The sequence below is a fragment of the Microbacterium sp. NPDC058021 genome, assembly GCF_042885955.1.
Taxonomy (GTDB): domain Bacteria; phylum Actinomycetota; class Actinomycetes; order Actinomycetales; family Microbacteriaceae; genus Microbacterium.
The window spans coordinates 1-19,992 of record NZ_JBHVRF010000005.1; the positions used below are offsets into that span (position 1 = coordinate 1).

Annotated in this window: 22 protein-coding genes; 4 read left to right on the forward strand and 18 right to left on the reverse strand. The window is 66.3% G+C overall.

Going from position 1 to position 19,992, the window contains the following annotated elements; translation table 11 throughout:
• Positions 1–305: 305 nt before the first annotated feature.
• The 17 genes from ACFVR6_RS11340 to ACFVR6_RS11420 form a co-directional block, all read right to left on the reverse strand.
• Positions 306–734: a single-stranded DNA-binding protein gene (locus ACFVR6_RS11340; protein ID WP_386962878.1), complete on the reverse strand. Its 429-nt coding sequence runs from the start codon at positions 732–734 to the stop codon at positions 306–308.
• Positions 735–787: 53 nt separating this feature from the next.
• On the reverse strand, positions 788–2,560 hold the full coding sequence (locus tag ACFVR6_RS11345; protein WP_386962881.1) for a type IV secretory system conjugative DNA transfer family protein: 1,773 nt from the start codon (positions 2,558–2,560) through the stop codon (positions 788–790).
• On the reverse strand, positions 2,557–3,138 hold the full coding sequence (locus ACFVR6_RS11350) for a hypothetical protein (protein WP_386962884.1): 582 nt from the start codon (positions 3,136–3,138) through the stop codon (positions 2,557–2,559). Before ACFVR6_RS11350 ends, ACFVR6_RS11345 begins: the two co-directional genes overlap by 4 nt.
• On the reverse strand, positions 3,135–4,625 hold the full coding sequence (locus tag ACFVR6_RS11355) for an ATP-binding protein (RefSeq protein WP_386962887.1): 1,491 nt from the start codon (positions 4,623–4,625) through the stop codon (positions 3,135–3,137). The genes ACFVR6_RS11350 and ACFVR6_RS11355 overlap by 4 nt, the downstream gene beginning before the upstream one ends.
• Positions 4,622–5,101 carry a hypothetical protein gene (locus tag ACFVR6_RS11360; RefSeq protein WP_386962889.1) on the reverse strand — a complete coding sequence of 160 codons (480 nt, stop codon included), beginning with the start codon at positions 5,099–5,101 and terminating at the stop codon, positions 4,622–4,624. The genes ACFVR6_RS11355 and ACFVR6_RS11360 overlap by 4 nt, the downstream gene beginning before the upstream one ends.
• A gap of 84 nt (positions 5,102–5,185) precedes the next feature.
• Positions 5,186–6,649 carry an SCO6880 family protein gene (locus ACFVR6_RS11365; protein ID WP_386962892.1) on the reverse strand — a complete coding sequence of 488 codons (1,464 nt, stop codon included), beginning with the start codon at positions 6,647–6,649 and terminating at the stop codon, positions 5,186–5,188.
• Entirely contained in the window at positions 6,646–7,968 is a 1,323-nt protein-coding gene (locus ACFVR6_RS11370; RefSeq protein ID WP_386962895.1) for a conjugal transfer protein TrbL, read from the reverse strand. The genes ACFVR6_RS11365 and ACFVR6_RS11370 overlap by 4 nt, the downstream gene beginning before the upstream one ends.
• Before the next feature lie 33 nt (positions 7,969–8,001).
• The gene (locus tag ACFVR6_RS11375; RefSeq protein ID WP_386962898.1) at positions 8,002–8,271 is read right to left on the reverse strand and encodes a DUF6112 family protein; all 270 of its coding nucleotides are present in this window, start codon (positions 8,269–8,271) and stop codon (positions 8,002–8,004) included.
• 207 nt (positions 8,272–8,478) lie between these two features.
• Entirely contained in the window at positions 8,479–8,940 is a 462-nt protein-coding gene (locus tag ACFVR6_RS11380) for a GNAT family N-acetyltransferase (RefSeq protein WP_386962901.1), read from the reverse strand.
• A gap of 97 nt (positions 8,941–9,037) precedes the next feature.
• On the reverse strand, positions 9,038–9,313 hold the full coding sequence (locus ACFVR6_RS11385; protein WP_386962904.1) for a DUF6112 family protein: 276 nt from the start codon (positions 9,311–9,313) through the stop codon (positions 9,038–9,040).
• The gene (locus ACFVR6_RS11390) at positions 9,310–10,485 is read right to left on the reverse strand and encodes a M23 family metallopeptidase (protein ID WP_386962906.1); all 1,176 of its coding nucleotides are present in this window, start codon (positions 10,483–10,485) and stop codon (positions 9,310–9,312) included. The genes ACFVR6_RS11385 and ACFVR6_RS11390 overlap by 4 nt, the downstream gene beginning before the upstream one ends.
• A 12-nt stretch (positions 10,486–10,497) precedes the next feature.
• Complete coding sequence (locus ACFVR6_RS11395) at positions 10,498–11,181, reverse strand: hypothetical protein (protein ID WP_386962909.1); 684 nt, start codon at positions 11,179–11,181, stop codon at positions 10,498–10,500.
• Positions 11,181–12,185, reverse strand: a complete 1,005-nt coding sequence (locus ACFVR6_RS11400) for a ParB N-terminal domain-containing protein (RefSeq protein ID WP_386962912.1) — start codon at positions 12,183–12,185, stop codon at positions 11,181–11,183. Before ACFVR6_RS11400 ends, ACFVR6_RS11395 begins: the two co-directional genes overlap by 1 nt.
• Positions 12,186–12,187: 2 nt before the next feature.
• Positions 12,188–12,901 carry a hypothetical protein gene (locus tag ACFVR6_RS11405; protein WP_386962915.1) on the reverse strand — a complete coding sequence of 238 codons (714 nt, stop codon included), beginning with the start codon at positions 12,899–12,901 and terminating at the stop codon, positions 12,188–12,190.
• Between the two features lie 609 nt (positions 12,902–13,510).
• On the reverse strand, positions 13,511–14,164 hold the full coding sequence (locus tag ACFVR6_RS11410) for a DUF2637 domain-containing protein (protein WP_386962918.1): 654 nt from the start codon (positions 14,162–14,164) through the stop codon (positions 13,511–13,513).
• Positions 14,164–15,054 (reverse strand): bifunctional DNA primase/polymerase, encoded by an 891-nt coding sequence (locus tag ACFVR6_RS11415; RefSeq protein ID WP_386962921.1) that lies wholly within the window; start codon positions 15,052–15,054, stop codon positions 14,164–14,166. Before ACFVR6_RS11415 ends, ACFVR6_RS11410 begins: the two co-directional genes overlap by 1 nt.
• Positions 15,054–15,572, reverse strand: coding sequence for an ImmA/IrrE family metallo-endopeptidase (locus ACFVR6_RS11420; RefSeq protein ID WP_386962924.1), 519 nt, complete (start codon positions 15,570–15,572; stop codon positions 15,054–15,056). The genes ACFVR6_RS11415 and ACFVR6_RS11420 overlap by 1 nt, the downstream gene beginning before the upstream one ends.
• 240 nt (positions 15,573–15,812) lie before the next feature.
• On the opposite strand from ACFVR6_RS11420, the gene ACFVR6_RS11425 reads away from it, so the two are divergent.
• From ACFVR6_RS11425 to ACFVR6_RS11440, 4 genes are all read left to right on the forward strand, one after another.
• Positions 15,813–16,448 (forward strand): helix-turn-helix domain-containing protein, encoded by a 636-nt coding sequence (locus ACFVR6_RS11425; protein WP_386962927.1) that lies wholly within the window; start codon positions 15,813–15,815, stop codon positions 16,446–16,448.
• 90 nt (positions 16,449–16,538) lie between these two features.
• On the forward strand, positions 16,539–17,054 hold the full coding sequence (locus tag ACFVR6_RS11430; RefSeq protein WP_386962930.1) for a hypothetical protein: 516 nt from the start codon (positions 16,539–16,541) through the stop codon (positions 17,052–17,054).
• The gene (locus ACFVR6_RS11435) at positions 17,054–18,010 is read left to right on the forward strand and encodes a hypothetical protein (protein WP_386962933.1); all 957 of its coding nucleotides are present in this window, start codon (positions 17,054–17,056) and stop codon (positions 18,008–18,010) included. Before ACFVR6_RS11430 ends, ACFVR6_RS11435 begins: the two co-directional genes overlap by 1 nt.
• Before the next feature lie 2 nt (positions 18,011–18,012).
• The gene (locus ACFVR6_RS11440; protein ID WP_386962936.1) at positions 18,013–19,161 is read left to right on the forward strand and encodes an alpha/beta hydrolase family protein; all 1,149 of its coding nucleotides are present in this window, start codon (positions 18,013–18,015) and stop codon (positions 19,159–19,161) included.
• Between the two features lie 172 nt (positions 19,162–19,333).
• On the opposite strand, the gene ACFVR6_RS11445 is transcribed toward ACFVR6_RS11440, so the two are convergent.
• The gene (locus ACFVR6_RS11445) at positions 19,334–19,933 is read right to left on the reverse strand and encodes a hypothetical protein (RefSeq protein WP_386962939.1); all 600 of its coding nucleotides are present in this window, start codon (positions 19,931–19,933) and stop codon (positions 19,334–19,336) included.
• Positions 19,934–19,992: the final 59 nt, after the last annotated feature.

Here is a 19,992-nt window from a genome sequence, read left to right on the forward strand (position 1 = left end):
CGAGGTCGAGAACGCGTACTACGCTGACCTGGAATCAGCCCAACCGGCATCTGCCGGACAAACAATCCGATAGGAACGAAACCCAGGCCGATTCAGTCCGAGCCCGTACGTGCGGCGCAACCAGTTCACCCACCTGTCGAGTTCGACCCATTCGAACGCCGCTTGATCGGACGTGAGCAGGTTCCAGTTGACCGGACGAGGGATGGTGGGCAAGCGTTCTGGCTCCGCATCTGGTCCGTCCCGCTCCGGTATATCGAACTCGTAGCCGGGGAACTGCAGGGCTTCGTCGGCAGACATGGGCTGCCTCAGAGGGAGACCGGCCGCACGGCGGGCTTTGCCGGCACCGGTGTGGGAGCCGCCAGGGGCGGGACTGTGTGGCGATGACGCTGGAGCGTGTAGTTGGTCCGGGCGGAGTCGTGGCCGAGCCGCTTCGCGACGAACTCCTCAGTCTCGATCGTCTCACCGTCCCGTTCCCGTGAGGAGGTATGGGTGTAGCCCTCGGCGATGAAGACGTCGCCCTTGTTGAACATCGCGTAGGCCCGTTCCGCGTTCCGCCGGAACATGACGAGATCGTGGTAGGTGTTCTCCGTTTGGGTGAACGTGCCGTCTTCATTGCGTTCGAAGTGCTCCTGCCCGATCCGCACCCAGAATCGAGCCTCGCCCTTCGTGTTGAACACGAGCTGAGGCTCCGATGCGAGGAAACCGGAGAGGGACTGCTGCGTGTGGATCGTCATCGGATGCTCCTACCGAGGGCCGCGGGTCGGCCCTCACCTAGTAGGTGCGCCGCTTATCCCCGTCGTAGTTGCTCCTCGACTTGAGCACGGTCCTCGCGGAGCAATGCGCCGTTCGGGCGAGAGCCCCACTCCCGCATGCGAGTAACGATCGGTGGTGCGGCCCTCAACATCAGGAGTGCGGTGCCGTACGGCAGCGTCCGGATGACGTCGGGAGGCATGATCGGAACCCGGCGCATTGTTCGCTGACTCGAGCGCAGCCCTCGTTCGCCGACCGTTATCGAATCGGTGACCTCGTCACGGTCGCCGACCAGCGTGGAGATGTCTTGGAGGTCGCGAGACCCCGATGCGCCGCCCAGCACGATCTTGGCGATGCTCGCGTCCCAGATGGCGGTAGCGGCGTTGTCCCCCCAGCGCTGCCGAGCCTGCGCGAGCGACTGAAGCACAGGCATCGTGGTGATCCCGGTGCCTCCGCCTTCCGCCATCAGAACGGGCAAGGACGGCAGTGGCGCGAGGTTGCCAATCTCATCGAGCGCCAGCAGGAGCGGCGGATCAAGGCGCGCCCCCGGAGACCGCGCGGCTACCCGCCTGGCCGTCTCGACAAGGTCCTCGACGAGAGCAGCGACCAGCGATGAGGATGCACCGGCGCCGGCGCCGGTTGCGAGCAGGTAGAGAGTGCCGTTGCGTCGGAGGAAGGTCTCTGGGTCGAACTGCTCATCGTCGCTCGGGCTGACCGCATCGAGAACACGAGGGTCGGCCAACGCAGCCAAGGCTAACGAGACGCCTTGCCAGATCGAATCGCGGGTGCGGGGGTCAGCGTCGATCATCGCCTCGAGCGACTCCGCCCATCCAGTTGCAGCTGCAGGGTTGCTCGTCAGGATGGCGACAGCATCCTTCGCCGCAGCAGGGTCGAGGGTCCACCGAAACAGCTCCCCGGGCGAACGGCCGTCCAGCGCTGCCGCATGGAGGAGCGCCTGCAGCGCGGTGCGGGTCTTCCCCTCCCAGAAGCCGCCGTTCTCAACCCCGACGCTCGATAGGCCTGTGCCGGCCGCGAGACCCGATGCTCGAATCATCGCGGTGAGTGGGACCTCGCAACCTCGGACCGGTGACCACCGCAACCCCGCAGGCACGCCCGGGGCAAGATGCTGCGGGTCGAACACGGCCACGGGCCCCCGCCTCATTCGCGAGCGAAGGGTGGTGGTGAGGTTGTCTGGCCGGGTGGATGTCGTGACGACCGCGCCCGGAGCGTCGAGGATCGCGTTGATGACGATGTGTGCGCCCTTACCTGATCGGGGAGGACCGATGACGAGAATCGAATCCTCGACCGAGGTCCAGACGTTGGTTCCTCGCGCCACGCCTACGAAGTAGCCCACGTCGTCGGGCCGCGGCGTCGTGACGGACGCGCGGAGGTGCGCGGCCCGCGACAGCAGCGCGCGCTCGGAGGCGGCGCGCCGCACATCGGTCGACGTCGCAATCCCGACGATGCGGTGAGGATCGGATCTCGTGTGTCGAGTGTGATCCCGGAGCACTCGCCACACCCACCACACCACGACGGCAACGAGTGCCAGGAGGGCCGTCACGACCGACCAATACACGACGGGGTTGAGCCCAGTCGAGCCCAGTGCGATCCCCGGGGCTGCCGGCGAGCCGAAGACACCGAACCCTGCGCCCAGACCACCGGTCGGCTGCTTCGCTCCTGATACGAAGGCGGCGACATTCCCCGCCGCGCGCAGAACGCCGGCAACCGCGATGACCGCGCCGAGGGCGAGCAAGGCGAGGGTGGTCAGTCCGTCGTGACCGGAAACATCCACGCCGTGGTTGCCGGTCACGTGAGACTTCCGATGACGCACGTGCCGGAGGTCCGTCCGATGAGCACGACCTCACCGTCGGCGCTGCACTGGCAGACTCCTGGCTCCAGCAGGGCGCGGGCAGATCCGTCCGCAGATGCCGTCGTGTGTCGCACGATGATTGCGACGGCGACATCCTCTCCGGGAAGGAAGCCTTCCTCGCCGAGCGCGGCGTGCGGCGGCGGAATCAAGGGGAGGGGATCGATGAGTGCGTCCGCGACATGCGCTCGGTTCGCGGGCTCGTCCTCCCGAGTATGCGGCTGTGCGTTCGGGGCAAAGGAGCCCTGCAAGGGGCGGGTGACGAGGTCGGTGAAAACGGTGCCGTCCGTTTCGTAAACGAGCACCCGCACGGGCGAGCCCCGCTCTTCCAGCACCGTGTCGATGACTGCCGCAAACGACGACCGCACCCAGGCCGGCCCGAACCGAGGTGGCTCGAACGACACGCCGTCTACCGCTACCGTCATCGTGCCGTCTGCCGCGATGCTCATCGAGATCACGGGAAGGACCGGCGGCACGTGAATCGCATCGGTACTTCCTCGTACCGCGTGGGTCGTGCTCATTTCACGCCCTCCGTCATCCGGCTCGTCGTGTCGAAAGCTGCGAGCTCCGCGGGGTGCAGCTGGTGCTGAACCACGAAGCTGCGGTCCTTGATCCGCCACAGCCCTTGACCTGTTCCGAGGCCCGGCAGCAGGCCCTGCTCCGTGCCTGTGAGACCCAGCGCACTCGCAGTCGCTCCGAGCTGGTCCGCCTCCTGCCGGTAGATGATCCGGGTCTCAGCGTTCGCGAGCAGAGACGACGCGATTGCCCGCATTGCCGAGCCCTGGTCGCCGACGTTGTCCAGGTCGGAGAGCTTATGGAACACGAGCAGGTTCGCAATTCCGTAATGGCGGGCGAGTCGCCACTGCGCATCCATTCGTCGCAGCAGCGCCGGGTGGGACATGAGGCGCCACGCTTCGTCGTAGATGACCCAACGCTGCCCGCCGTGTGGATCGAGGAGGGCGGACTCCATCCACGCTGACGAGCACGTCATGAGAACGGAGACGAGCGTCGCGTTCTCGGCCACTCGCGACAGGTCCAGCGAGATCATCGGAAGGCTCGGGTCGAACGTGACCGTGCTGGGACCATCGAACAGCCCGGCGAGGTCGCCGGCGACAAGCCGACGCAGCGCATGCCCGACCACCCTGCCGTCCTCAACGAGCCGATGATCAGCCCGTTGAGACACATCGGGCGAGAGAATACGGTCAACGACCATAGGCAGAATGGGGATCTCGCAGGACCTGACCGCGTCAGCGAGGGCGAGGTCGATCGCGGTGTGCTCCAACGGACTCAGCGGGCGCTCGAGCACCGTTTCGGTGAGGGCGCCAATGAGGTCACGGCGACGGGAGGCGACCTGGCCCGCCCAACTCTCATCGGTCACGCCAGACGGGCGGTGCCCTTCGTCGAGCGGGTTGAGCCGGTTCGCCATACCGTGTCCGAGCACGATTGCCTGGCCCCCGACGGCTTCGGCGACCGCGGTGTGCTCACCTTTCGGATCACCGGGTACGTAGACGCGGCGGCCGAACGGGATCGACCGCGTGTAGAGACTCTTCACGAGCGACGACTTACCCGAGCCCACGATCCCCGCCAGGACGATGTTCGGTGCCGTGATCATTCCGCGGGAGTAGAGCACCCAGGGGTCGTAAACGAACGACGCACCCGAGTAGAGATCTTGCCCGACGAAGACACCTTGCGAGCCGAGTCCGCCCTCGGCGAGGAACGGGTACGCTCCGGCAAGGGTCGCGCTCGTGTCCTGGTGGCGCGGAATGTGGAGCCGACCAGGTGTGCGGAGCGCCGCTGGCCGTGATTCGCCCGGTGCGGGCAGGTACGTGGTCGCGCGACGCTCAGCGATTTGAGCGTCTGATTCGGCGCGGTCGGCTGCAGAGGCGGCGGCTCGCGACTCAGCGGAGAGTCTTTGGGTTGCTTTCCGCCGGGCGCGGCGCTCCTTCCTGCGTTCTCCGGCCGGGTTGACCAGCACCGCAGTGTGCACTCGCTCGTCCTGCGCGCTCACAACGACATCCCCGTGCGTCTGCGAACACTCGTTCCCGACCCTGGGGAGGCGAAGGAGTTCGTGCGTTGGAAGGAATCATGCGGATTGATCCGCGGCGCGATCCACTCTGCAACCGGCACCGCCGCTGCGGCGAAGTCCCATGCGATTCGACCGGAATGCTGAGACGCCCGATCCACCGCCAAGCCTGCTCGGGCAACGAGGGTCGACGCTCTCTGCAGCGCATTCGCGGCTGCGTAGGCCTCCTCCACGCCGGCCCAGTGATCGCCTTCGCCCGTGCGGGCGCTGGCCGCTGCGCTCGTGTGGGCGGACGAGAGCTGGTCGAGCACCTGCTCGAGGGATTTGAGACCGCCCACCAAATTTCCGATCACGTCGTGCGTCTGTGCCGGGTCGTCGAAGGAGCGGGTAGCGGCTGCGAGGGCGCGCAGCGCTTGCCGCGCTTCCTCGCCATCGACGATCGGATTCTGGGATATGGGCATTTCGCTTCCCTTGCAGCGGAGTCTCTAAGGAGGTGCGTCCGACGTCCCCGCGCGTTGAGGTCGGCAGAGACGGTCACGCGGGAGTCAAACGGGTCTACACAGGGGCAGCGCGGCGGCCGCGAACGCCTGTGCTTGCTGCCCGACGAGCCGCCGAGTCTCGCAGGCGGCTTGCACGGCGGCTTGCTCGATAGCAGCGATCGCGGCATCCAGCTCATCGATCTTGGGCGCCGACACTGCGACGAGACCGGTGTATCGCAGCACCCCGTGGCCAGCTGTGAGATCCGACTCCTGCTGGACGACGTCGTTGTACTCGGCCGTGCGCGCGGCATCCTCGATCTGACCGATTTTCGCGCGTTGCGCGGCATCCGAAAGGAGCCCGACCTTCTTTCTCCGGATATCCCGCGCGGCGACGTCGGCGCGAACCGGCGTGCAGATGAGTGTGAAGGTGCGCTGGATGCCGGAGGTGAGGAGCAGTGGCGACAGGAAGCCTGGAAATACCTGCGATCGCGGCCACTCCGCGATCCAGAGGACCGCGTGATGGGCGGAGTCGGTGTGGAGTCGATCCCAGGATTCGGCGACCGCGACGGGTCCGGCCGTTGCGAGCGACTGGCCTATGTCGCCGTGTCGCTCGAGCGCGGGAGCGGCGGCGGGGTCATATGCAGATCGCAGCGCGACGGCGACCTCGCCTGGTGTGAGCCAGCCGGTCGGCATCAGGTCGGCCGCACGCAGGGCCGCGGTGAAGGTCGTCATCTCTTGGCGGAGAACGTCAGCCGCTCCCTTCATGCCACCGCCGGCGGCACGGATCTGCCGAGCTGCCGCACGCACGTCCAGTGCGAGAGAGATCGTCGTCGCGTGTCGCTCGCCCGCCGGTCCGGCGCGCTCGATGAGCTCCTGATAGGTCACAGCGGGCCACGAGTTGTCGTTCACGCCGTGCCGTGCCCACCATTCGGCCAGCCCGCTTCCCGAGCTGGGAACCGTCCGTTCAGAGATCTGCACGCGGGCGATGCGACCCGACCGGCACACCGTCGCCAGCACTCGCCCCCAGCCGGCTACTCGACGCTCCTGCTCGCCGCCATCGAGCAGAACGAAAGCCGGGTGCGTGATGCCGACCACTGCGGTCAAGGTCTGGGCGTGAGGGTCCTGAATCATCGCCGCGCCGGTCTCGGGATCGATCCACTCTCGTAGCGCCGCGGCATCTCCCGGCAGCGCAAGCGTTCCGGCGGGGCGCGGCGTGACGAGGTCAGCGCGGAACCGGAGTTGGCCTCCCACGCTCCGCCACACCCACCGGACAGCGATCGGGACCCATTCGATGAGCTTGCGTCCACCAACGGGGAGGAAGGCGAGCGCGACGCTGGTGAGCCAGATCGGCGAGGTCAGGCCGAACAGGATGCCGCCACCCATATAGACGGCGGTTGTAAATGCGATGAGTCCGATGGCGAGCGTCACGAATTGCCCGAGCGAAAGTCCGAGCATCACCCCTCGTTTCGGAAGTCGCGAGAACTGAACGGGATGGAGTTGATTTGCGCGACGCGTGTTGTCAGCGGTCATGCCGTTGTCCTTTCGCCCGGGGTGGGAAGCGGGCGCGGGGGAGCGGCCGTCGGGCGCGACGGCGGGATTGGGACTACCCCTGGCTGCGAGCCGTTCGATGCCGAAGGCATATCTGCCGGCGCGGCACCCTCGGCGTGTCCTTCCGCGGCTGTGCCTGCCGCGCTGCCGAGCTTCGGACCAGCGCCAGCCGCCTTGGTGGCCGCCTGCCCGCCGATGACGGCTGCGGCAGCTGGGCCAGCAGCCGCCGTGCCGCCCGACGCTGCCGCGCTGCCGCCGGGTCCCGCGGCTCCGCTGGTCGCCTTGGCTGCAGCGGGGGTTGCCGAACCACTGGATGCTGCGCCGCCTCCACCGAGAATCGACTTCGCCGACTTCGCCGTCGCGGGGGTTACCGGCACCGGAATGGGGCGGTTCATCGCGCCCTTCGCTTCCTGCTCGGTCGACATCGCGTGGTACATGTCGACCCCAACGAAGGAGATGAACTTGTAGGTCATGTACGGCGCGAAGGCTGCGACAAGCATGAGCACGACTCCGGCGACCGGGTCGCTGATGGAGGCAAGGTCGAGATCGATCGGTGCGGCCGTCTGGTTGACCGCCACAAGGAACAGCACGACGAGCACGAGCTTCGAGAACACGAGGGCGACGACGAATGCCGCCCACTTGCCGAACCAACCGCGCGCTGCGTCCCACGAGAACCCCGCCAAGGCGATCGGAGCGAACACGATCGCCACCAGGAGCAGCGCCTTCCGGATGAGGAGCGAGAACCACACGATCGCCGACGCCGCGATCGCAAGTCCTGCGAGGAAGATGGTCATGATCGCGCCGACGCCGGGGCTCGTGATGTTGATCGCCACAAGGCCGGTGGCCATGAGACCGATCCGGTCACCCATTCCCTCCATCGTGTTCCCGGTTGCCTGGACGATGCCGATGGCCAGACGATCCGTAATTTCCAGCAGGGTTGCTGTCAGCGTGATTACGACGAAGGAACCGAGCACGGACTTGCCCAAGCCCACCGCGGCACGCGAGAGGGCGGTCGGGTCGCGATGCGCCAAGCCGGTGATCAGTTGCAGGCAGAAGAAAACGAGCATGACGAACAGCGCGACACCGAAGAGCAAGTTGTACACCTGGATGTACTGCTCACCGGTGACATCAACGAGCGTGGTGGTGTCGAAAACGGCCCACACGGCCTGAAAGAACCACGCAGCGGCGGCAGCGAGCGTGTGAGCGAGCCAGTCAAACGGCGCCGCGACGAGCGATGCGACACCCGATCCGACTGTCTGGCAGACCTCGGCGATCACAGGGATGTCGCACACGCCAGCCACTCGCGTCGCTCCTCTCGGTCATCCTCGCCCGGCTCAGACGGACTGACCGACGCCCCAGAAGAAGTTCACCAGCGTGACGGCCGCGCCGCAGATGACCGCTGCGCCACACGCCACGAGCACACCGAGTTTTCCTCGAGAGGCCAGGTGGGGATTGGACGAATTCGCTCCGTATCCCCACGCAACGGCGGCGACGATGAGCGCGAGCACGGCGAGGATGAGGCCGACAACCATCACTGCGCCGACGATGACGCGGAGTTGCTCGATGCCGGGCAGTCCCGACGCGTTGGGTGCGATGTCGATCACGGTCGTGCTCCTTGTCTGGGCAGAAACGAACCTGCGTACAAGGTGCGTGCGTCGTCCCCGCGATCCGGCACCTGGGATCGTGTTCTCGCCAAGCTCACCCTGGCCCGCGCTGGATCGAGCTACAAGAAAACGCGGGACGAGCCGCCTGGCCATGGCATCGGCCGCTCCCGCGGCGGACTGTCGGCGGGCTAAAGGACTGTCAGCGCCCTAGAGATCGAGGCGATGGGGGATGATGACGTCATCGCCCTCCCGGTAGGGAATGAAGCCCATGGCCGAGTAATACGCCAAAGCGGGCTCGTTGCCAGCACCGATGCTCGCATCGATATGGCGCAACCCGGCGGCCTTTGCCGCTGACAGCGAGATGGCGAAGAGGTGGCATCCTATGCCGTTCCGTCCAGCGCTGGGATGGATATGCGTGCCGATGATGCCCCACCCCTCGGCCACGTCGTACGGGTTGCCCGGCCACGCCCGTTTGAGCGATTGGAAACCGACAACCTGGCCATCCTGATCAGCGACGGTGCACGCGACCGTGTACTCGGCATCAAGGTAACGCTCTCGGACCAGTGCGGCATCGACCGGATTCGCCCGAAGTCCTGCGCGATAGATTGCGTTCTGCACCTCGGCCATCGCCTCGGCGTCAGTGGGGGTCGCAGGTCGAAATTCGATCACAGTCCATCTTCTCAGCGCGATTGATTGTCTGTCGGAGCCCGCGCAGGCACTCCTTCAGTCGACCGCTCAGATGCGGAGCGGCCTTTCTCGCCGCTCCCTAGAGCTGCCGGCCGACCCCGATGAGGAAGTTCATCCAGGCGACGCCCGCGCCGGACAAAGCCGCGGCGCCGACCGCAACAAAGACCCCCGCGCGGGCACGCAGCGCCGACTGATAATTGCCGCTTGACGAGGTGATCGCCCACGTAACGGCGCAGATGAGGATCATGAGTACGGCAAGGACCAGGACGTACATGAGGAGAGCGCCAACGATGCCGCGGAGGTCGTCGCCTCCTCCAACTGCACCGAAGTCCGGGAAGATGCCCGTGCCAGTCATCCCGAGATTCCGATCGCGCAGGACGCCCTGGCCGACGTGCTCGCTTCCTGCCCTTCGGCCCCGTGCTGGACGAACCACGGGTCTGCGTCGATGGACGGCTCGAACGAACCGCCCGGCCGGATCTCGAAGTGCAAGTGCGATCCCGTCGACTTACCGGATGATCCGACGTCCGCGATGTGCTGGCCAGCGGTGACCCGTTCGCCCACAGACACGTGTATGCCGGAGGCCCACATATGGGCGTAGGCCGACGCAACTCGCTCTCCGTCGATCGTGTGTTCGATGACGACCAGGTGCCCGTACCCCGGGGACGGGCCTGCCCACCCGACAATTCCGTCCGCCACCGCAAAGATGGGCGTGCCATCTGCCGCGGACAAGTCGGTGCCCGAGTGAAATGCGCGGGCTCCGGTCAGGGGGTCCGTGCGCCAGCCGTACCCGCTGGATCGCACCCACGTGTCGCTCGGCAGCGGAAAGACGAATCGGGTCGTCTCCGGGACGGAGCGAAGAGGTGGGCCGCCGTCGGCTGCACCTGCGGCGGGCTTGGTCAGCGCCGCGAGGATAGCTTCCGCGACGGGCTGATAGTCCTGATAGCGGTCGGGGAAGGCGGAGCGTTCTACGGACTGGGCGGCTGAACCAGGATCAGCGGCCTGCCAGCCCGGAATGTCCAGGAGTCCGGCAGGCGTTGGGAAGTTAGGTCCCGATGATCCACCGAAGAAGGCGCGTACTTGGTAGTCCGGATCCATGAGCTCATCCACGGTGCCCCACCCCGCCGTCGGACGCATCTGGAAGAGGCCGAGTGAGTCGTGGTCACTACCGACGCCGTCGTTCGGCATTTTGAGGGAGGCGGGGTGAGCGGCATTCGCGAGCATCCTCAGCGTCGACTCGGTAAGCGCTGCCATCAGGCCAATAACCACGCCCGGCCGACCGACACCCTCGACGCCGCTGCCGACGGTGATGATCGTGGCGGCGTGCGTCAGCTGCCTGCGTCCAAGGGTCACTGATGTCCCGTCGCGGCGTACCGCCGTGAGTTTGTCCGGCACGTCGGTCACGACGAGCTGGCCTGCTGACTGGCAGGCGGCGAGCGCGGCGGGGGAGAGGAGGAGCGGTACGGCGAGCATCCCGGCGAACGGCAGGGCAAACACCGCGACGATCAGTGTTATGACGAGCTTCTTCATGGCAAGCGCCCGTCATCGAAGCGGGTTGTCCACCTCGGACAGCCTGAGCAGCCGGCACTCTTCGAAGCTGGGCTCGCACGCGATGAACAGAGTGAACGAGACCGGTCGCGACGTCTCCTGTGCCTGGGTCCCCACGATGCCAGCACGATGACGCGTCCCAGTGACGGTGTAGGCGATGGTTCCTGGGAGCAGTTGGCCATCCGCCGCCTGATCGAGCGCTTCGTTCCAGGATGGCGGGATGACCGCGTCGTCGATCGTCAACCATTGGCGGGTGCCGTAGCCGCGCAGCTCCGACCAGGCGTCCGCCGTGGGGAGATAACTGCGGACATCGGACGCCAGCGCGGCGGTCTCGATGCCGGACGGATCACCCGCATCGATGATCACTTGCGCGTAGTCGGATGGCGCGAATTGGGTGGCTGTGTCCCAGTTGATCAGCGCCTGGGCGGCTGCGCGCGCGAATGCCTCGGCATCCGCTGTCGAGAGAATCGGAGGGAGCGACGGGCTCGACGCGGTCGAGTCGGGCTCAGGAGAGGGCTCCATCGGACCTCTCGGATCGGGCGCGGGCGCTGGCGTGGTTGGGTCGGGAGCGAGGAGGAGGCCATAGACCCCGACTCCGACGAGTGCAGCCAGCACGGCAAAGCCGACAGCGAGGAGAAGGACGAAGCGCCGGTGACCGGGGTGCGCGGGGTTTTCCATCACGCGATCTCCCGCCTCGTCTGCGCTCGTGCGTTGCGGAGCGCAGTGAAGAACTCCACGGTCGAGGCGAGCGTCGCCTCGAACTGCTCCATCTGGTCGTCGGTCAGTTCCGCGGCCACCGCTGCGACGTTGAAGTGGGTCCACCACGAGTCGAGGTCCTCCCACACGCGCACGAAAGCGCGGACGGGAAAGACATGCGCGGCAGAAGCTCGCGCCTTTGGTGTTCGTCGATTGCGTTTCGCCTCCTTGACTCTCGCGAGAGCCGCATTCGCCAGCTGCTCGAGTTCGTCAGGCGGATCGAAGTCTTCGGGCGCTTCGAAGTCCTCGAACTCCCGCGGCGCCTCCGTATCCAGGACGTGCCGGATTCGCGCGTGCGACGCGGTCACGCTGCCGCCGTCATCGATGCGTCGCAGCTCATCGCTCGCTCGTTCCTTCACCGTCGGGTCAGCAGCCGGGTCGGCGACAAGGCGCTGCAGTTCCGCGATGCGCTCGAGTGTCGTGTACGACGCCTTCCCCGTGACCATCTGGGCGGCCTGAGTCCGGCTCTTGCCCGGCTTGAACTGCGGTGGTGCCACCGTGGCACCACCGTCTCTTCGGGAGCTAACATCCTGACGACCGAAACGCGACGCGGCCTGGCGTCGTGTGGCATCCTCAGCGAGGTAGTCCTTCAGCTCGGTGTAGAGCGCGGCGGCCTCCGTTGGCGTGAGGGGCTTGTGGAGCACGTTCTCGGCCTGCTCGGCCAAAAGCTCGGCGAGCCGATCGGATATCCCGGACTTGACCCAGACCTTGATCGTTTTCTCGCCGAGCCGCTTCAGAGCCTCAAGCCGTCGTGCTCCGCATACGAGGACGCCTTCGGGCGTGACGGTGACCGGTTGCAGCAGCCCGTCGCGGGTGATCGACGCGGCAAGTTCATCGATATCCCCGAACTCGTTGCGGTGCCGTTGCCCGACGACGATCGATTCGATCGATCGCTCGAGCTCGATGTGGCCGATGTTTGTACCCACGTTCACCGCCTCCCTCTCTCGGCGGGGGAGGAGACGCTCACGGCAAAGACGAGGTCGTCATCAGCCAGGAGCGACTGCAGCGGTTCACCGATCAACAGCCGGAGCAGGATTCCGCGTCCGGCCGTCGTTCGAGCGACCTCCGGCTCGGGATTGCCGAGGACAGCACGCAGGAGTCCATTCCACGACGCCGACGAGAGGTCGAGCAGGGTCCTTCCGTGGATGTCGCGACGGAGCGATTCCCAGGCCGTTGCACGAGAGGGCACCTCACTGAGGCGCGCGCAGATGTACTCCATCGCGGTGCGTGCCGGCGTCCGAGGCCACCCAAGAAGCGTGAGGAAAGCGATCGCATTCTCCACTGCCTCGCCTATCCCAGTCCCATCGGCCGAGGCGCGGTCGTCCTGCGAGCCCCCGAGCGGTTCCACCCGGAGTGCCGGGTGATAGTCACTCAAGGGGTTCTCTCGATCGCTGAACCGCTCCGGGTCATGGAACGACGAGAACTCGGGCCGACGGGCCTGGTAAACCGAGCACAGTAGGCCGTTCGCGCGTTCCTCCGCGATCAGGGTCACCTCCACGGCGCGGGTCACGACAGCCCAAGGATCGTCCGCGTTGCGCACGGCGGACGAGCGCATAGCGTCGAACGCGGCGGCGGCTGCGTCCCATGGGTCGAGCCCATGCTTGCGCGCGAGCTTCGCGTAGCGCCGAACGACGTATCCCATGAGTGCTGCGGCTTCGACATCGTGGCGCCAGGCGCCGTGGTCCTGCGCGGCGAGGCGTTCCAGCAGTTCGCGCAGCCCCTCCGAGCTTTCGAAGGACGCGCGAGCACTTACAGACTCAGGTGCCTCGGGCCCCCGGATTGGGAGCGCCGATGCGCTTGCCGCTGACCGTGAACTCTGCCCGGACATCGCGCCCTCGCTACCGACTGATTCCCGATCGGCGGACTGCCCCATTCACAGCGCGCCCGTTTCCGAACGCGGAGACCGGCGGAAGATGAAGCGCCCGTTCGCGGATGGCGCGGCGGGTAGTCGCGACGCGCTGCGTTGGCAGCGCACGCGCCCGTCGGGCAAGCGACGACTCGAGGTCGATTCCTTGACCTGCGACGCGACCGGTAACGGCCGGAACGAGCTCTGTGGGTCGCATCCAGACAATCTCGCTGCGAACCTGCTCGGCACCTGAGGAAGTCATCGGTTGCCGCACAAGTGAGGGATCGGCGTGCCGGGCGAACTCGGACGCCTCGTCGCTCGCCGACCTGTCAACGAGGGCGCGGTGGCCTTCGGACGTATCCGGGCGGTGCCGCGTCTCCGGCTGATGGTCTCGGCCGTATTCGGTCATGGCACAACTCCCTTCTGAACCTCAGGTGTGCGGAGCTTCCCCGCGATCCATCGACCGACTGTCGACGGATGAACGCCTGTGGCGCTCGCGATCTGCTTGTTCGACATGCCGCGCTGGTGCATTAACGCCGCAAGTTCCTTGAGTGCACCCTTCTCCGGAACGCCGGCTTGCGGTCGAAGCTGCATGAGTTCTGTGGATGGAACTAGCGACGCTGCATCTGTGAAGGAGGAGCCGAAGCGAAACCGTTGAGTGAGGACCACGGTGAGGTGAGTGATCGCGAGCAGGACTAATGGAGGCACAGCCGCAACGGATGCCGCGAGCACCGGTGGAAGGCTGGCATCGGCGGCCACAACCGCGTGGATCGCGTTCGCGGCGACTGATGCGGCGGCACCGGCCAGAAGTAGCATCCACGGGTACCAGGCGTCGCGTTGGCCCGCCAGCGCCACTACCGCGACAGTGCCGACGACGATGATCCCGTCAACGATGAGCGGCCATGCCCACGCTTGCGTCGGCGCGACACCCGAACGGCGCGCGAGATCCGCGAGTGCAGTGAACGACAACCAGAAGGCGCCGCCAGCTATGAAGACGGTCCCAGCGACCGCTGTCCAAACGGCGATCCGCCCCGACCGCGGCCCTGTCGTTTCGGGCATCACGAGATCACCTGCCCGTTGATCGGGTGAGCAACTGCTTGCGCACCGCGGCTCCGGAAAGGCGACGTCGGAGCCGCCACCGTCCGGTACGCAGATCGGATGGTGGTCAGGACCTCGGATTGACCCAGCCCTGCGTGCTGGGCCGCCGGTCCGAGCACGGTCCGCGCGCTCTGGTCCGTGACGCCGTTCTCGGCGAGCCGGCATGCCGCCCAGTACAGTGCACGGTTCCGTTCGCCTTCGGGCCGGGTGGCCAACCAGGCTGCGATCCGCTCCACGTCCACGTCGCGGCGTGCGTTCGTTGTCATCGTCGAGACTGGAGCCGGCTTCGGGTCAAGGAACGCCCGCAGCGCCGCTCCGTCAATGGGCACGGACTCACCGTGCCCTGCGCCGATCAGCTCATACGCTGACCGATTGCCTTCGAACAGCACCAGCGACGGAGGGACGATGACGTAGCCGCCCTTGCCCCGGAAGTCGATGCCGGACCGCGCGGCCTGCCACGATGGCTGCTCGTGGTCAGGGTCAGCGGGGTAATAGGCGTGCATGCCGCCGGATGCCGTCTTCACGAGTGCCTGCCAGCGGTCCGCGAGCCCCTCTCGGCGGGCAAGCTCAAAGGCAGCGAACCCGCGCACCGCACCGTGCACGTCGACATCGACGACCTCGAGACCGGAAGCGTGCCCGGTCGGCATACCGATGTTCGCCTGAGGCCATTGCGTCCACCAGCGGCCGAGCTGCTCGGCGTCGGTGGTCGCGTCGTGGAACCCATGCTCCGTGAGCGGACGCTTCTGTGCAGGCTTGCACGGGAAGACCGGGATTCCGGCTGCAGCGAACCGCGCTGCTCCCTCGCGCGGCGTAAGTCCGACCACTGAGGCGAGCACGGCGACCGTGTCCATCACAGCACCCGAGGCGATGTCTCCGACTGGCCGGAGGATCGCCTCCCTGCCGTCTGACCGGTGGGGCCGTGCAGCTTGAGGTGGGCGAGCTCGTGCGCCAGGGTTTTCGCTCGCGCTGCCGGATCCATGTCGCCACGTACAGCGACGCACCGCGTGACGTAATCAGTCATGCCGTTCGCTCCGCCGAGATCGCGATCGCTTCCAACGATGCGCAACGAGTACCCGTGCCCGCCTACCTGGCCACGGTCGACCGACCGCCCCAGCGCCCGCCACTGCGTGAAGCCTGCGATGTACGTCGGCGTCAGCTCGGGGACCCGGCCCTGTCCGGACGCAGCGGAGTGCTGCGTCCGGATGAGCACGGTGTTGTTGAACGATCGGGAGCGAAACCGAGTCGCGAACTCGAGCGCTCGCGCCCAGTCATCACCAGTCACGAGCCGGGCGACAGCGTCTGCCAGCTTTGCGTGCAGCCGTTCGAGCTTCGCCTCCGCGGAGCCGAGGCTAGATCTTTGGTGGGACATGGCGTGAATACCTCCTCCTGGGCAGCCGACCTGGGTGGCTTCTCGAGGGAGGTACGCGTCATTTCACCGATGACGGCGTCTGCGGGCCGGCGGTGGGCGCGCGAGCGCACGGAGCCTGTGTGCGTACATAGGAGCAAGATACGCCCGATGTGCTGGAATAGGTACAAGCCCCTTGGAAACCCGTAGGGATACCCTGTCCTCGTGGGTAGACGATCCCAGGGCGGGGCTGGCGCGTGGTCGATGGACCTCGTGCGCGCGGTGTCAACCCTCCGCGAGGCGGCCGGGATGACGAATCAGGAACTGATCGACCGGTCGGGCATGTCAGCGAGCTACTTCTATGGGCGGTTGCGCGGCTCCGCGCCTTTCGACGCGAACGACATCGAAAAGCTCGCGCAGGCTTTAGGGACTCATCCGCATGAGATCTCACGGGTGGCGGCATCCATCGGCGAAGCCCGCGAGATCGAGCCTACGGTGGACACAGTGCCGGAGGAACTGGGCCGCCGGCTGACTGCGGTCTCCCGTGCGCCTCGCCTTGACGGTTCGATGTTCGACGTCGATGAACTTGTCAGTGAGCTCGCGGCTCGCGGCGTCGCATTCGACCGGGATGAGTGGTCCAGCCTGATCGCTGGGGCGTCATCGTCGCCTGTGCGGGTGCGAGTTCTCGAAGGCTTAGGAGCGTACGCCGGCGTTTCTACTGCCTACCTGCTGGACCTGGGCGACGCGGCGGCGGTCGAAGCAGCCGAAGCCAACTTCGAGTTCCGAGAAGCGCTCAAGGCGTCGGGCGCAGATTCGGTGTCAGCTCGTGCCGTCGGTGAGATTTCGCCTGCCGCGTTACGCGCGATTGCGCAGACGCTCAGGTCGATCTCTGCGCAATAACGTACTGACCTGACCTCTACTGCGTATCGGCGTACAGTGTAGGCGTTCGAGCGATCGCAGTGCCGAGGTCGTGATCGGAGGTCGGGCATCATGAGCTACCGCGCTTCTCGAGATCATGGAGAGTTGCGCGCCCGCGCGCAACTGCAGCTGGAACGCCTCGAGCTGCCCAGTGACGTAGACCTCGAAGACATCGTTCGACATGTCGCCTTGGCGACCGGCAGGCGGATCGACATCGAGCCGGTCGGTGATCGCGACTGGGAGAACATCACGGGTCTGGTTCTGCTCACTGCCGACGCGGCCACCATCCTGGTGCGGAAGTCCGATCCTCGCTGGTACCAGTTCCATACCGTCCTCCACGAGCTGTCGCACGTTCTGTTTGAGCACGCGGGCTGTGCCACGCTGCCCGTCAAGCACGCAGGATCCCGTCACGTGCGCGCCGGTCAGACCGTGCTCGCCCGCGGAATCGTCACGCCGGACTTCGAGCTGGACCTCGACTTTGCCGACACCGAACTGGTAGTCGAAGCGGAGGCCGAGAAGCTGTCGCAACTCTTGTCGCGCCTGCTGCTGCGTCCCCGTCACGGTCACGACGAGGCGGTGTTCGGCTGATGCTGCTCCGTATCGAGACGATCGCGTTCGTTGCCCTGCTGATCCTGACGCTGATCCGACTGCCCTCGGCGATCCGGGAGCCCTCGAGTCGGCTGACCTGGATCGCCACAATCACGGGGCTGGCAGCGATCTTCATGGTCGGAGTCGCGGTTCCGTTGCAGACCGTCGACGGGTGGCTCGGCGGAACAAACGTCGCGAACCTGGTCCAGAACATCCTCGCGACTGCCGCGTTCTGGTTCGTCATGCAGGCAGCGCTCACGCTGGACGGGAGTCGATTCAATACGCGCAGCCTGTGGGAGCTGCCGATTATGTGTCTCGCCTTCACCATCCCATTCCTGATGATCGACGATCGAGGATCAACGACGGATGACTTCATCGACGAGACTGCGGATCACCTCGGCCTGTGGGCGTATGCGTCGATCTACATGGGATGCGTCGTGCTGATCATGACCCGGATGCTCCGCGGCATTCACGGTCGCAAACCGCGACCGTACATCGCCATCCGCGTCGGCGCATGGGCCATCCTCTGCGCCAGCCTCATCGAGATCGTCTACTTGACCCTCCGCGTCGCAGGCATGGGGCGAACACCGCCCGTCGAAGCAGTCGGGAGCCTGTTCACATTTCCGTTCTACGGCGGTGTCGTGCTGGTGTGCGCCGGGATCATCGCGTTCGCAATCACCCGCGCGGGCCGCAGGTCGATGAACGCCGCGCTCGGACGCCGGCTCGCGAGAGCGAGCAACGACCGTGGGATGATCGTCAGCCCCGTTCCCGACGAAGATCCCGTGCATGAGGCCTATCGCCTCGCAGTCCGCCTCACCGACATCGCGAATAGTCAGGAGCTGACCAAACGTGAGCGAATCCTGCTTCGTGCGGCAACTCAGATGCTCGACCGACAGATGAGGGCACCAGCTGTGGTCCGGATGTCCAGTGCTACGGGGACGGTGGCAGCACCTTGAAAGTGATCGCCACTGTTGCCGCTGTCGCGGCGGCCCTCGTAGCGGCTACCGCGACTGTGCTGCGGTTGCTGGCGAGACGCGTCGTCGGCACCAGACCCCGAAGAAGGACGCTCACTGTACGTGGCGTCGGTGACGAGATCGAGCTGCCGAAGAGCGCACTGACCGTCGCTGACGGAAGCTACGGGCTCTGGTTTGGGGAGCGATTCGAGCACCACGCGCTGATCGGGCCTGTGGTCGCGTCGGATGAGCACCGCGTCATTCGCCGTGTGCTCAAGACCACGGCCCCGATCAGTACGGAGCCATTTGAGGCGCAGTGGACCGGCCATGTCATGAGCGGGCCCTCGGAAATCGATCCCGAATGGGCAGACGTTGCGGTGCCACTGCGCGACGGCACTTTGGCGCCGGCCTGGCTCTTCCGGGGCGAATCGCCCGATGCGCCGTGGGTGATCCACGTGCAGGGGATTCGCACCTCAAGACTCGTGACACTGCGCTCCGTCGAGGTGGCGCAGAGCGCCGGCCTGACCTCGCTAGTGATCACCTACCGCGGCTCGGGGGATGGGCCGACGGCATCCGCCTCGACACTAGGGCAGCGCGAGTGGAGTGACCTGGCCGACGCAATCGCATACGCGCGCTCGCGAGGCGCCGCCGCCGTCTACGTGGTGGCGTGGTCGATGGGAGCGGGTCTCGCACTGGAGCTTCTTCGCCACGAACCGGATGCGTTCGACAGGCTCGCGCTAATCGCCCCGGCGACGAACTGGCGGGGGATTATCCGGCACGGCGTCGCACAGGCCGGTCTGCCCGGGTTCGTGGCCACCGGCGTCCTGTGGGCCCTTGGCTCGCCCATCGCTAGCCAGATGGTGGGGCTTGTGGCGCCGCTGGACGTCGATCGGCTCGACTGGGGCCGGAGCCTCACGATTCGAGTGCCGACGGGCCTCACGATTCGAGTGCCGACGCTCGTGATCCACTCCAGTGGCGATGAAGAGGTTCCCTTCCAACCCACGGAGGATTTCGTCGCCGCGCACCCGAAAGCCACCCTCGTGGAAACGGCCGCTGCTCCGCATGGGTGGGAGGCGAACGTCGACCCCGAAGTATTTCGGTCTGCATTGATGTCATGGCTCGTGAGCCCCGGTGCGGCCGGCGTCCTCCGGTAAGGGCCACCGGCACGGGCGGGCAGCGATGCGTTCGAGGACCGAAGCCGATGATGAACTCGGGCACGGCGCCCTCCCCGTGTCGCCTCACGAACCGTCGGCGGCGTGCGATTCGAAGATCGCAACCCTCGCCACGCACATGCGCCTGCTCGCTAATCGACGCCGCCAGATCCTGCTAAAAGTCCATGCACGAGACCTCGGATAGTCGGAACTGGCTCCCGACGCCTTGAACGTCTTCCAGCATGACGGACACCGCTTCGCCACCGCTGATCGATGGCGTGATCGCGTTGGTCCATGCGACCGCGTGGCCGTCATGCATGATGTCGGCTTTGACATAGACGCCGCTTTCGCACCCGGAGGTCGACTGCACGGTATACCAGAGGCAGGGGTAGCTGCCGCAGGTGAATGTGTCGGGTTCGGCGGCCTTGATGTACAGCTCGCCGCTCTCAACGACTTGCCATCCCTCTGCTGCGGCCGCTTCATCAAGTCGCTGTGCTGGCGTTTTGGGCGGGGGATCGGCAACTACGTCATTTTGAGTGGCTGGTTCGGAGGCTCGGTCTCGAGGAGCTGCTTCATCATCTCGCGTCTGCGACCCGAGGACCACAGCGACCGCTATGGCGCCGATGGCCAATACGAGAAAGCACCATGCAAGGGCTCGGCGCCGCTTGGAATAGGCCGCCGGCGGCGCATGTACCCCGCCGTCGAGTAGGTCGCCGCCCTGCGAGCGTACCCAGTTCGCGTAGTAGGCCTTCGCAAGCGACTCGTCGGCCAACACGCGTGAGGCTTCCAGGTCAGAAAGATCGATCCCGATCGCACGTCTTGCGAGTGGCCTCG